General features: G+C 43.5%; 10 protein-coding genes and 1 riboswitch. Of the genes, 1 reads left to right on the top strand and 9 read right to left on the bottom strand.

Annotation, left to right across the window (positions count from 1 at the left end; all coding sequences use genetic code 11):
• Window positions 1-57 precede the first annotated feature (57 nt).
• The 7 genes from recJ to FTV27_RS11480 form a co-directional block, all read right to left on the bottom strand.
• Window positions 58-1,761 carry a single-stranded-DNA-specific exonuclease RecJ gene (recJ, locus tag FTV27_RS11510; protein ID WP_180078581.1) on the bottom strand — a complete coding sequence of 568 codons (1,704 nt, stop codon included), beginning with the start codon at window positions 1,759-1,761 and terminating at the stop codon, window positions 58-60.
• Complete coding sequence (gene pdxH / locus FTV27_RS11505; RefSeq protein WP_180035432.1) at window positions 1,762-2,418, bottom strand: pyridoxamine 5'-phosphate oxidase; 657 nt, start codon at window positions 2,416-2,418, stop codon at window positions 1,762-1,764. It lies immediately after the preceding gene.
• 18 nt (window positions 2,419-2,436) lie between these two features.
• Window positions 2,437-3,768: a phosphoglucosamine mutase gene (gene glmM, locus FTV27_RS11500; protein ID WP_111884469.1), complete on the bottom strand. Its 1,332-nt coding sequence runs from the start codon at window positions 3,766-3,768 to the stop codon at window positions 2,437-2,439.
• A 118-nt stretch (window positions 3,769-3,886) separates the two neighbouring features.
• Window positions 3,887-5,353 (bottom strand): IMP dehydrogenase, encoded by a 1,467-nt coding sequence (gene guaB, locus FTV27_RS11495; RefSeq protein ID WP_078190562.1) that lies wholly within the window; start codon window positions 5,351-5,353, stop codon window positions 3,887-3,889.
• A gap of 219 nt (window positions 5,354-5,572) precedes the next feature.
• Window positions 5,573-5,938, bottom strand: a complete 366-nt coding sequence (locus FTV27_RS11490) for a YkgJ family cysteine cluster protein (RefSeq protein WP_078193208.1) — start codon at window positions 5,936-5,938, stop codon at window positions 5,573-5,575.
• Window positions 5,939-6,036: 98 nt separating this feature from the next.
• A complete protein-coding gene (locus tag FTV27_RS11485) occupies window positions 6,037-6,834 on the bottom strand; it encodes an MBL fold metallo-hydrolase (RefSeq protein ID WP_111884468.1) in 798 nt (265 codons plus the stop codon).
• A gap of 194 nt (window positions 6,835-7,028) precedes the next feature.
• Entirely contained in the window at window positions 7,029-7,607 is a 579-nt protein-coding gene (locus FTV27_RS11480; RefSeq protein ID WP_078193209.1) for a TMEM165/GDT1 family protein, read from the bottom strand.
• A gap of 74 nt (window positions 7,608-7,681) precedes the next feature.
• A riboswitch (yybP-ykoY riboswitch) is annotated at window positions 7,682-7,824 on the bottom strand.
• A 58-nt stretch (window positions 7,825-7,882) separates the two neighbouring features.
• Here FTV27_RS11480 and FTV27_RS11475 point away from each other — a divergent pair.
• Window positions 7,883-8,593: a methyltransferase type 11 gene (locus tag FTV27_RS11475; protein WP_180078579.1), complete on the top strand. Its 711-nt coding sequence runs from the start codon at window positions 7,883-7,885 to the stop codon at window positions 8,591-8,593.
• 49 nt (window positions 8,594-8,642) lie between these two features.
• Here FTV27_RS11475 and FTV27_RS11470 read toward each other — a convergent pair whose 3' ends face one another.
• Both FTV27_RS11470 and aceE read right to left on the bottom strand, forming a co-directional pair.
• Window positions 8,643-10,628: a 2-oxo acid dehydrogenase subunit E2 gene (locus FTV27_RS11470; protein WP_180078577.1), complete on the bottom strand. Its 1,986-nt coding sequence runs from the start codon at window positions 10,626-10,628 to the stop codon at window positions 8,643-8,645.
• 2 nt (window positions 10,629-10,630) lie between these two features.
• Entirely contained in the window at window positions 10,631-13,333 is a 2,703-nt protein-coding gene (aceE, locus tag FTV27_RS11465) for a pyruvate dehydrogenase (acetyl-transferring), homodimeric type (protein ID WP_180078575.1), read from the bottom strand.
• Window positions 13,334-13,581 lie beyond the last annotated feature (248 nt).

The raw sequence follows: 13,581 nt of genomic DNA, 5'->3' as shown, positions 1-13,581 counted from the left end.
AACCATAAAAAAACCGCTCTTCTGAGCGGTTTTTTTATTTGTCTGTAAAAATAGAATTTATTGAACCAAGTATAGAACTCTCAATTGAACACTGACATTTCCTCTAAATTCATTTTTATCGAGTTCGTAGACCAAGCGGATTTTATCTTGCATAGGATTAAATTCATATTTTTCTGCCGCATTAAATGCAATTGCGTCCACTATTAAGCCATTATCTAAAGCAAGTTTTAATTTCAGATGCACATCTTTCAACCAACGATAATCTAAGACTTTAAATAGACCTTCATAGACCGGTGCAGGAAATTTTTGTCCCCATGGACTTAAATTTTGCAGAAGATCCACGGTTTCGACATTAATGGCCGAATCAGGCAATTCACCATCTGTCCAAATAGTCGCCTGAAATAAATTTTCATCTTGCGCAGCGATGAGTGCTTCAAAAGCGGTTTTAAATTCAGAAAAATGCTGCTTTTGAATGGTTAGTCCTGCTGCGGCAGCATGTCCACCAAAATGACTCACTAAATGCGGATGTAATTCAGCAATACGCTCAATACTGTCTCGAATATGAATACCTTCGATAGAACGCGCAGAGCCTTTAATATGTACGCCATCCTCATCTGCGGCAAAGACGATTGCAGGTCTATGGAATTGTTCTTTCAAACGCCCTGCAACAATCCCAATCACCCCTTGATGCCAATGCTGTTCAAACATGATCAAGGCTGCAGGTAGATTATCCTGATCAAGCTGAATATGTTCTAACTCAGCCAGAGCTTCCTGTTTAATTTGCCCTTCGACTTGGCGTCTTTCAATATTGAGTTGATTCAACTGCTGCGCAATCGGATAAGCCGTACTTAAATCTGCCGCAATCAGACACTCAATCCCAATATCCATAGTCTCCATACGCCCAGCTGCATTGAGTCGTGGGCCGACCACAAAGCCCAAGTCCTGTGCTTTTAACTGTGCAGGATCACGACCGGCAATATCCAATAATGCACTGATCCCTGGACGACATAATCCTTGCTGTATCCGCTTCAAACCAGCATCGATCAAAATCCGATTATTCAGATCTAGACTTGCAACATCGGCATAAGTGCCTAAGGCCACTAAGTCCAAATATTGGCTGAGGTTGGCTGTGGATTTAGCATTTTTTTTGCGCATACTGGCCAAATTTGCCAACACATAAAATGCAACACCCACGCCAGCCAAGGCTTTGCTTGGAAATTCACATCCCAGCTGATTGGGATTTACCACCGCTTCTGCTTGTGGTGTTTCCTTTGTGGTCAGGTGATGGTCGGTAATGATCACCTGCATACCATGCGCCTGTGCCTGTGCTACACCAGCATGGCTCGAAATACCATTATCGACCGTAATCAGCAAATCTGGAGTAAAGCTCACGAAGGCCAAATCAGCAATGGCAGGTGTCAGACCATAACCATATTTGAAACGATCTGGAACCAGATATTCAACATCCGCGCCCATATCACGTAGTGCCAAGACCATCAATGCAGTACTGGTCGCACCGTCGGCATCATAATCACCAACAATGACGATTTTCTTTTGAGTATCAATTGCTTGATCGATTATTTCAATCGCTTGCTCTAAACCCTTTAAGTTTGGCGCATGTAAGTGCTTAAGCTTCAATTCCAGCTCTTGTGCGGAAGAAACCCCGCGACGTGCCAATAAATCAGCAATAAACGGGGCAACGCCCTGAATATCTTCAGGGCGCGTCAAATAGGGTCTTTGTTGAATTAAAAGTTTAGACATTTATGGCATCAGTCGCTGTAAAACCCATTGACCATCCTGTAGTTTATAACTCAAGCGGTCATGTAAACGATTCGGACGGCCTTGCCAAAATTCATAATAATCCGGAACTAAACGATAGCCGCCCCAAAACTCAGGTTTCTCCAAAACGTCTTTGCTTTCCACTTGATCATGCAAATTTTGGAAACGCTGTTGTAATTCTTCACGGCTGGCAATAACACCACTTTGTGGAGTGCTAATGTGCGCTGCGATTTGGCTGTCACGCGGTCGTTTATGGTAATAATCCGTCGATTCTTCGAGAGATATCTTTTCCACACGACCACTGACCCGAATTTGACGTTCCTGCTCTTGCCAATAAAACAATAATTCTGCATAAGGATTATCGAGCAGATCATTGCCTTTTTGACTGTCATAGTTGGTGTAGAAGTCATAACCTGCATGGGTCGCACCGCGCAACAAGACCGTCCGCACGTGCGGACGACCTTGGGCATTTGCCGTAGCTAAAGACATAGCATAGGGTTCATGCAATTGTGCTTCTAAGGCATGGTTAAACCATAATAAAAACTGCTCATGTGGATCACGGTTCACCTGATCTTCATGCAACTCACCTTTTTGATAAGTTAAACGCAGTTCACTTAAGTCCTTAATCACATCATTCATGCAATTTCCCCTCTTGATTTAAGCTGCATTGGCACGAACAGCATCAGCCAAATGATTTGCTAACGCTGTGACTTCTTCAAGGTCATTACCTTCAACCATGACTCGAATGACCGGCTCTGTGCCTGATTTACGAATCAAGATGCGACCACGTCCTTTAAGCTGAGCTTCAGCTTTTTCAAACTCGCTCACCAGTGCAGGTACAGCGTAGGGATCAAACATCGCAGCCAAGCGAACATTCACCAAGACATTTGGTAATAACTCAAACCCTTCCACCAATTCATGCAAAGCTTTACCTTGCTCAACCATCACTGTTAACACCTGAAGTGAAGCAATGATCGCATCACCTGTGGTGCTTTTGTCCAAAGTCAAGATATGACCTGATGGCTCACCGCCCGTTACCCAGCCCTTTTCTTCTAGGCCTTGTAAAACATAGCGGTCACCGACTTTGGCACGAAGCAACGGCACTTTGGCTTGATCTAAAGCAATTTCAAGCGCCATATTACTCATCACAGTACCCACGATACCCGCAGGCTTTTGACTCGCTTGAGTGGCTAAAATATAAAGAATATGGTCACCAGTAATTTGCTGACCGTTTTTATCGACCATAATCACGCGGTCAGCATCACCGTCAAAGGCAATCCCTAAATCCGCCTGATGTTCAACCACTGCTTTTTGTAAAAACTCAGGATGCGTCGAACCACAGTCTTTATTGATGTTTAAACCATCTGGTTCGTTAAACAGCGCAATCACTTTTGCACCCAGTTCACGATACACCGAAGGGCCGACGCTATAGGCTGCACCATTGGCACAGTCCACCACAATTTTTAAGCCTGTCAGGTCAAAATGGTACGGGAAGGTTGATTTACAAAACTCGATATAACGACCATTGGCATCTTTTACACGCACACTTTTACCTAAGTTTGCAGGGTCTTCGATCACCAAGTCATTTTCAAGTTCTTTGTTAATGGCTTCTTGAATTTCATCTGGCAATTTTTTACCTTCGCTCGAGAAGAACTTAATACCATTGTCAAAATACGGATTATGCGACGCCGAGATCACGATGCCTAAGCTGGCATGTAATGCACGGGTTAAATGGGCAATTGCGGGTGTAGGTAATGGACCCAACAAATGAACATAAACACCTGCTGCGTTTAAACCGGCTTGTAATGCTGACTCTAAAATATAGCCCGATAATCGGGTATCTTTACCTAGTACAACGATGGGCTTTGCTTTTTTACTGTATTGTTTTAATACTTTACCTGCGGCAAATCCTAGTTTTAATGCAAATTCAGGGGTAATAGGCAATTCACCGAATTTGCCACGAATGCCATCTGTACCAAAATAACTCATGTTGTACTCACTTCTTAATGGTGATCTTAATCATCACTTTTTACTGCAAATACTTTACACCAAAAACAAAAAGGCCGTCATATTAATGACGGCCTTTTCGGCTAAAAGCTACTAAATATCAACCAACACGGTAGTTTGGTGCTTCTTTAGTAATAGTCACGTCATGTACGTGAGATTCAGACATACCTGCCGCAGTAATTTTGACAAACTGTGCATTTTTACGTAAGTCATCGATCACCGCAGAACCGGTATAACCCATAGATGAACGTAAACCACCCATCATTTGATGAACGATGTTACCCATTGGGCCTTTGTAAGGTACGCGACCCTCAATACCTTCTGGTACAAGTTTTTCAGCGCCTGCTTTTGAGTCTTGGAAATAACGGTCAGCAGAACCTGTAGCACCTGCCATCGCACCCAATGAACCCATACCACGATACGCTTTGTAGTAACGACCTTGGAAGAATTCAACTTCGCCCGGTGCTTCTTCAGTACCCGCCATCAATGAACCTACCATGATGGTACTCGCGCCTGCACCAATCGCTTTTGCCATATCACCAGAGAAACGGATACCACCGTCTGCGATCAATGGAATTTGATCTTTTAGTGCATTGGCAACGCTGTCAATCGCAGAGATTTGCGGCATACCAATACCAGCCACAATACGTGTAGTACAGATTGAACCTGGGCCAATACCCACTTTCACTGCATCTGCGCCAGCATCTAATAATGCAAGTGCTGCATCACCAGTCGCGATGTTACCGCCAATCACTTGAACTTGTGGATAGTTGGCTTTTACCCAACGTACACGTTCAATTACACCTGCAGAGTGACCATGTGCTGTATCAACAACAATCGCATCAACACCCGCTTCCACCAATGCTTCTACACGGCTTGGTGTTTCTGCACCTGTACCAACTGCAGCACCAACGCGTAAACGACCTAAGTCATCTTTGCAACTGTTTGGATAGTTTTCAGCTTTACGGAAATCAGTAACCGTGATTAAACCTTTCAGTTCGTTGTTGTCATTTACAACAAGGACTTTTTCAATACGGTGTTTTTGAAGTAATGCTTGGATGTTTTCTTTTGATTCGTTTTCACGAACAGTCACCAAACGATCATGACCTGTCATGATGTTACTAACAGGTTGCTCAAGATTGGTTTCAAAACGAGTGTCACGACCAGTAACAATACCCACCACTTGACCGTCTTTCACCACTGGTACACCGCTGATGTTATTTGCTTGAGTTAAAGCAATCAGCTCACGTACAGTCGTTTCTGGTGTAACGGTAATTGGGTCTTTCACCATACCTGCTTCAAATTTTTTCACGCGGCGAACTTCTGCAGCTTGTGCAGCAATATCCATGTTTTTATGCAGGATACCGATACCACCGTTTTGCGCCATTGCAATCGCCATACGTGATTCAGTCACAGTATCCATCGCAGCAGAAACAAGTGGAATATTCAAATTGATGCCACGTGTGAAACGTGTCTTAAGAGAGACATCTTTTGGGAGAACAGTAGAATAGGCAGGGAGTAATAAGACATCATCAAAGGTTAGGGCTTCTTGAACGATGGTCAACATAACAGTCTCGCTGGTAATTTCCGTGAGCCATTATATACAAATTTCCGTTCAATTTTCATTTTAATTGCGGCAATTCTTTACGGAGTTTTCAATATTAACCATCGAATATGCTGTTTTCAGCAAGAATACTCTGGGGGTTGGTCAGCATCCAGTGCAATACAGGCAGAATCCGAAGATTCTACCTCTTAATTTCAATAAATTTATTCTGGAAATAAAGCCTTAACTGACTTGATCGAAATCTTCGTCATTTTCAGCGTCATGCAGTGGAATACTGATCAATGGAATCATTTGATGCGCGATGCGTGCTTTATTACATTGCTCATCGGCGATTTGAACTTCTTTACAAGATGAACTACGTGCCTCATACATGTTACAACTCACCTGTTTGCCTACTTCTCCACCCAAAGCAATACAACGTGGATTTGCCTGATTCGTACCCACCATACATGAATACACCGATGTCACAGGTTCCGTATAATGTTCAGGCATATTTAGCCCTTCTGCCCAATAAAAAGAAACGCGATAGTGAGCACAACATGCTCCACAGGTTAAACATGCATCCTGAGTCGGTATTTGAGACAACATTTTTATCTATTCTCGTCATCTAAAAGCTTATTTTATGGACGAAAAATATTAAAAAATGTTATCTGCAAACTCAATTATTTTTTGAAATTTTCAAGTCATTATACTGGGCAAGTAAAAACTGTCTCATCCATTAAATCGACACCACATTGTAAGGTTTCGATCCAATCTAAGAATTGGTTGATCTGTTCTTTACCAATAAATGGCGTCCCGTGCTGCGGTACGATCATTTCCACATCCATCGTCCGTACCATGTTGACCCACAGACGGATCACTTTGTTCGAACACATATAGCGCTGATGAAAGCCTTTCATTTTAGGAATATGAGCGGCAAAATTTTCTAAAGGTTTAGAGGCATCATCCACCATAGATGCGCCCATATCCCCTGAGAATAAAATTTTGGCAATCGGGTCATAAAATTGGAAGTTACCAACCGAATGTAGGAAGTGTGCAGGAACAGCCACCAAATGACTGTTACCTAATGCAATCACCTGACCATGATCTGGCAGTTCGATCAGACGATCCAACCAGTTGCCTTTCATTCGGTCACTCATAAATGCAGAGTTTAAATGCGGTAAGAAACGCGCCCACAGCTTAGATGCCACCACTTTGGCGTCGGTATAAACCAACCAACGCGGCATCGAGGTAATAATGTCTGGGTCCTGATGCGAGGCCATCACATAGTCAAGATTGGTCAAACGGGTATATTTATTCAGTTCCATAGTCAGTGGGACATAAGTCAAGTCACCACCTGGATCAAGCACCGCTGCACGCTCATTATCCAAAATCAGGAACTGGTTCGCCTGTACGCCCTCGCCTTTTACCAAACTGGTAAAGCTAATACATTTATGCTTTCCATCATCATAAAGTACCTGTGATGTTGTGCGTTCGAAAGCCATTCCCATTCCCCAAATTTTTTATCAAAAAATATATATTCTATAGGTGAATAACATATATTTATTTAGGGAAACTTACAATAAATATTCAGCCAATATTATCTGAAATATCAGTGAATTGGGTCTCATTTATTGGCAAATAATCCTGAGTTTTTAACTCAGGATTTCATGTATTTTTAATATGGTGAGATTAGTATTTAAAATAAATAGTGTTGTGCCAACGCAGCCAAACCAATCACCAAGAATACCAAGGCGCCAATTTTATGAATCAGTGAAATCGGTAGTTTTTCAGCTAGCTTGTTCCCAATAAATACCGCAGGCGCATTAACCAACATGATGCCTAATGTCGTCCCCAAAGTCACCCAGCCAATACTGTCAAAGCGTGCAGCCAGTGCAACAGTGGCAATTTGGGTTTTATCTCCAATCTCAGCCAAGAAGAACAACACGAAAGTGGCACCAAAAACCCCATATTTTTGCCATTTATTGATACTTTCAGATTCATCATCCAATTGATCGGGGATCAACATCCACACCGCCATGGCAATAAAGCCCAGAGAAACGATCCACAATAAAACGATTGGGCTTAAAACGGTGGTAATCCATTGACCCAGCACAGCAGAAACCCCGTGGTTCACCACAGTCGCGAGAAAAATTGCAATTAAGATCGGAACGGGTTTACGAAAACGTGCAGCAAGCAGTAAGGCAAGTAATTGTGTTTTATCACCCATTTCTGACAGGGCAACAACAGCAAGGGAAATGAAGAAAGCGGTTAACATGGTGCATTTCTCTGGCTAGCAATAACATATACCGATGACTTATCCCTCCTGCTAGCCAATGTGCAGAGTGATAAATCAAAGGTCTTGCCAACAAAAGAAAGCTACGAAGAGCTCATTTGGTTCTTTGCTATGATGACCATGCTCGTTTTAGAGCAAATATGTTGACCATCACCTTTTTACTTTGCGTAAAAAGCGGCTACTCCCCAATGAAGTAATGCTATTCTAGCGAGGAATGCATGTTTTCGCAATTTTAATTTTCGATGACTCAATTTGATATGCAAAACAATAATCAAAAATTTCAAGAATTTATTCAACACTATATGCATGTGCAGGATGTATTAATCATTGCAGGCGGCCCGTCTCAGCTCAGTTTTGACTTAACCACCATTCAGCCCTCAAAAAAGCTGCTGATCATTTGCTGTAATCAAAGTTTTCTTCAACTTCCTCAGGCTCAAATTGCCCATCATTCAGACTATGCATGGTGGTTACAGTATCAACCCATGCTCAAAGCCTGCTTTCAAGGTGACATCATTAGCGGATGTGGTTTAGGTCACAACCGGCCATATCCTGAACATGAAGTGATCAATCTCAAAACCGTGCGCATCGACACGCAAGCGGAGTTATTTCATTCACCGCACTTTGTTTATGGTAATAATTGCGGCCTTCAAGCCTATTCACTCGCACATCTCTTTCAACCACAGCGTATTTGGCTGATGGGCTATGATTTTCAGCACCAACAGGGCCAAACACATGCTTATCAGCATCAACATGTGCAAGAACTGGAGCATTATGAAAAGTTTTGGGGTTTATTTTTAAAAGACTTCCAACGCTTTGAACATTTACGACATAAGCTTTGGTCGACGGCGCACCCGCATCGTACGCTTCCACTTACCTACAACCTCAATGCAAACTCAGCATTAAAACTCTACCCCTCACCCCTCGAACTTCCTGACTGGCTTTGTCAGTCCACCACCACCACGCCATAAAAAAACCCTGCCAAAGCAGGGTTCATTTTGAAAACTTAAACAGGTCAGATTAGATCAATAAAGTTCGGATATCTTTGAGAAGCTTCGTCAGCTTATTGGCAAAACGTGCAGCATCCGCACCATTAATTACACGGTGATCGTATGACAATGACAGCGGCAGCATCAATCGTGGATCAAAGCCTTCACCATTCCACACAGGTTGCATGGTTGCAGGTGAAATACCTAAAATCGCCACCTGTGGCCAGTTGACCAACGGTGTAAATGCCGTGCCACCAATTGAACCCAGACTGGTAATGGTAAAGTTCGCACCTTGTAGATCTTTCGGCGACAATTTTTTGTCACGTGCTTTTTGACTCAGCTCACCCAACTCAATTGCAATCTGCTTAATGGATTTTTGATCTGGATTACGCAGTACAGGCACGGTCAAACCATCAGGCGTGGCAACGGCAATCCCCATATGGATTTCATTACGTAACAATACTGACTTGCCATCATCAGACAAATGACCTGCAAATTCACGCTCTTCTTTCAACAAATAAGCCACTGCTTTGATGATGAAAGCCATAATGGTTAAGCCAATACCTTCTTTCTTAAAGTTAGCTTTTAAATCATTACGCCAAGCTTCAAGATCAGTAATATCCGCTGCATCGAACTGCGTCACTTGCGGGATAAAGTTGTTTAAAGACAATTGCGGGATCGACACTTGTTGTAAACGCGTCAAAACTTTCTCTTCGACACCACCAAAAGCATCAAAACTTGGCAACTTCGGCAAACCTGAAACCTGTGCCACAACTTGAGCTGTAGGTGCAGCTTGCGGAGTGGTCAAACGGGTTTTCACATAAGCGAACAAATCTTCTTTCATTAAACGCTCATGCGGGCCAGATGCTTTGACTTCTGCCAAAACCACACCCAATTCACGTGCAAGCTTACGAACGGCCGGACCTGCATACACTTTGGCATTGGCAGCATTTTGCTCTTTGGTGAGCTTATCTGCGCCTTGTGGTTGCGGTACTGCTGCTTCAACTTTGCTTTCAGCTTTAGGTGCAACTGTCGCAGGCTGTGCTACAGCTGGTGCAGGTTTCGCTGCTGGCGCGGGTGCTGCAACAGCTTGACCTTCAGCTTCAATCGTCACTAAAGCGACGCCTTCAGAGACACTTTGCCCTAACTGAACATGAATCGCGGTGATTTTACCAGCTGTAGAGCTTGGCACTTCTACCGTTGCTTTGTCTGATTCCACCACGATGATGCTTTGGTCTTTTTCAACCACATCACCCACAGCGACTAAAATTTCAGCCACTGCTGCTTTATCAACACCTAAGTCAGGCACTGCAATTTCAACAGGTCCAGACGCTGTAGCCGTAGACGGCGCTGGTGTTGCTTCTGCAACAACAGGTGCAGCAACAGGCTGTGCAGTTTCTTGCACAGCAGCCGATTCAACCGCAGCAGATGAAGCCGCCGTTTTCACCGTTAAAATCACTACACCTTCTTTCACTACATCGCCAGCACTGATCGTGATCGATTCGACACGGCCTGATACAGTACTTGGGACTTCGACTGTCGCTTTATCTGATTCCACCACGATAATACTTTGATCAACATCAATCTCATCACCAACAGAGACCAAAATCTCACTTACCGTAGCTTTTTCTACGCCAATATCAGGGACTTGCACATCGACACTTTGCGACTGAGGAGCATTGGCTGCAACAGGTGCTGCTGCAGCTTGTTCTGCTTCCACAACCGGAGTTGGTTCTGCTGCTTGGTCTTCAGTTGCATTTTGTACTGGCTCAGCGGTAGCAGTACTTTGACCTTCTGCTTCCAACTCGATCAGCACAGCACCTTCAGCAACACTGTCACCTAGATTAACTGCAATGCTTTTCACCACGCCTGCCGAAGTGCTTGGCACTTCAACAGAGGCTTTGTCAGACTCTAACAACACAATGCTGTCATCAACGCTAATGGTGTCGCCGACTTTCACTAAAATCTCAGCGACCGTTGCTTTATCTACACCAATATCAGGAGTCGTAATTCGCATGATTAGTTCTCCTCTTTGTAGTCAGCCACAGCATGCAGTTCCGGCGTTTCCTGCGGAGCCCATGCCACTGGACGGTCAGTATCTAGTTCAAAGCTTGAGATGGCATCTTTGACTAAACGCGCATCAACTTCGCCTTCATCCGCGAGTTTTTTCAATGTTGCTACCACAATATGTGCGGCATCAACACCAAAATAGCTACGTAAGTTGCCACGTGTATCTGAACGACCATAACCATCTGTGCCTAATGCAACGAACGGACGATTGTCTGGAAGATAAGCACGGATTTGTTCGCTATAAGCACGCATGTGATCGGTTGCCGATACCACAATACCGTCTTTTTCACGAAGTAATTGAGAGATCCAAGCTTCTTTCGTATCTTCAGCCAATGGATGTAGGCGGTTGTATTCTTCACACGCCATACCATCACGAGCTAATTCGTTAAAGCTAGTGACGCTCCACACATTTGAATGAATTTGATATTCATCACGAAGGATTTTCGCTGCTTTAATCACTTCACGCAGAATCACACCTGAACCCATCAACTGAACCGTTGCTTTCTCATCTTCTTCGAAGAGATACATACCACGTTTAATGCCTTCTTCAGCACCTTCAGGAATAGCTGGGTGCTCGTAGTTTTCATTCATTACTGTTAAGTAATAGAACACGCGCTCTTGGTTCACGTACATACGTTTTAAACCATCATGTACGATCACTGCCAGCTCATAACCAAAACATGGGTCATAAGAGATACAGTTTGGAATCGTATTTGCCAAGATATGTGAATGACCATCTTGGTGCTGTAAACCTTCACCGTTCAGTGTTGTACGACCCGCAGTTGCACCGAGCAAGAAACCTTGCGCCTGTGCATCACCTGCAGCCCATGCAATATCGCCAATACGCTGGAAACCGAACATCGAGTAGTACATATACATCGGAATCATTGGCAAGTTATTGGTTGAATAACTGGTTCCTAACGCAGCCCAAGCACTCATCGCACCCGCTTCGTTAATCCCTTCTTGTAACATGTGACCATCTTTAGCTTCACGGTAATGCATCAACTGTTCTTGGTCTTCAGGGGTATATTTTTGACCATGCGCAGCATAGATCCCTAACTGACGGAACATACCTTCCAAACCGAAAGTACGCGCTTCATCCGGTACGATTGGCACAACACGATCTTTAATCGCTTTTTCTTTAAGCAGTGCAGAGATCAAACGCACCATCACCATAGTGGTCGATTGCTCTTTACCATTTGAACCTTTCAATACTGTATCAAACACAGACAATTCAGGAATCGCCAGCTGCTCGCTTTCTTTACGACGTGCAGGTAAATAACCACCCAATGCCTCACGACGTGCTTTCATGTATTTAATTTCAGGTGAATTTTCACTTGGACGGTAGAATGGCACTTCTTCAAGCTGTTCATCGGTAAATGGCAAGTTGAAACGGTTACGCACGTATTTCAACGACTCAAGCTGCATTTTCTTGATTTGATGCGTCTTATTGACTGCTTCAATCTCTTCCGACAAACCATAACCTTTGACTGTTTTTGCCAAGATAACTGTTGGCTGACCCGTTTCCTTCATCGCTTCGGCATAAGCCGCATACACTTTGAATGGGTCATGACCACCACGGTTCAGGTTATCAATATCTTCATCGCTTAAGTTGCGCACCAACTCTTCAGCTTCAGGATACTTACCAAAGAAATGTGCACGCGTATACGCACCACCTTTCACTTGATAACGCTGGAAGTCACCATCGACCGCTTCTTCCATCACCGCTTTTAAGGCACCTGAATCATCTTTTGCTAGTAGCGGATCCCAATGACGACCCCATACCACCTTAATCACGCGCCAGCCTGCACCACGGAACAATGATTCAAGTTCTTGAATAATTTTACCATTACCACGAACTGGGCCATCTAGACGCTGTAAGTTACAGTTCACGACCCAAATCAGATTGTCGAGCTTTTCACGACCTGCAAGTGAAATGGCACCTGTACTTTCAGGTTCATCCATTTCACCATCACCGAGGTAAGCCCAAACTTTACGGTTTTCTTCTTTGATCAGGCCACGGTTCATCAAGTACTTTTGAATGTGTGCTTGATAGATCGACATGATTGGGCCTAGACCCATCGATACGGTTGGGAACTGCCAATAATCTGGCATCAAGTATGGATGTGGGTATGAAGGTAAACCTTTACCGCCAACTTCACGACGGAAATTATTTAAATGTTCTTCAGTCAAACGACCTTCTAAGAACGAACGTGCATAGATACCTGGCGCACAGTGACCTTGATAATAGATCATGTCACCGCCAAAGCTGTCGCTATTGGCACGGAAGAAGTGGTTAAAGCCCACGTCATATAAAGTTGCAGATGATGCAAAACTTGCCAAATGACCACCTAAGTCATCACCTGTTTTATTGGCACGCAGTACCATCGCTAAGGCATTCCAGCGGATCAACGCACGAATACGGCGCTCCATATCCGAATCACCTGGCATAGCTGGCTGTTCTTCAACTGAAATGGTATTTAAGTAAGGAGTATTTAGTCGCTGAATGGGAACGTGCTTAGCAATCGCTTGTTGATAGAGTTTTTCAAGCAAAAATGCAGCGCGGTCAGTTCCCATGTGCTGTAAAACTGAATCAAATGCGTCCTGCCATTCTTGGGTTTCTTGCGCATCTGTATCGCCATAAAACGCCATACTTCACCTATCCTATGTGCTAAATATATGGCTCTATTAGTACCATATTTTGGCTAGGCTCAGTTATCGCCACAAATGAATACGAAATAGCTCTGTTATTTATTTACTAAATACTCATTGATTAACAATTACACAAATTTACATTTTTGGGTCAATTTTCGCCATTTTTCATACAGACAATATTTTTTAAAATGATAATTTTATAGTTATTAGCGATAAATAAAAAAGCCATTGTCTGTAGAGGTTCA

Source organism: Acinetobacter sp. YH12251, assembly GCF_013417465.1.
Taxonomy (GTDB): domain Bacteria; phylum Pseudomonadota; class Gammaproteobacteria; order Pseudomonadales; family Moraxellaceae; genus Acinetobacter; species Acinetobacter amyesii.
This window is presented reverse-complemented; position numbering and strand designations above follow the sequence as displayed.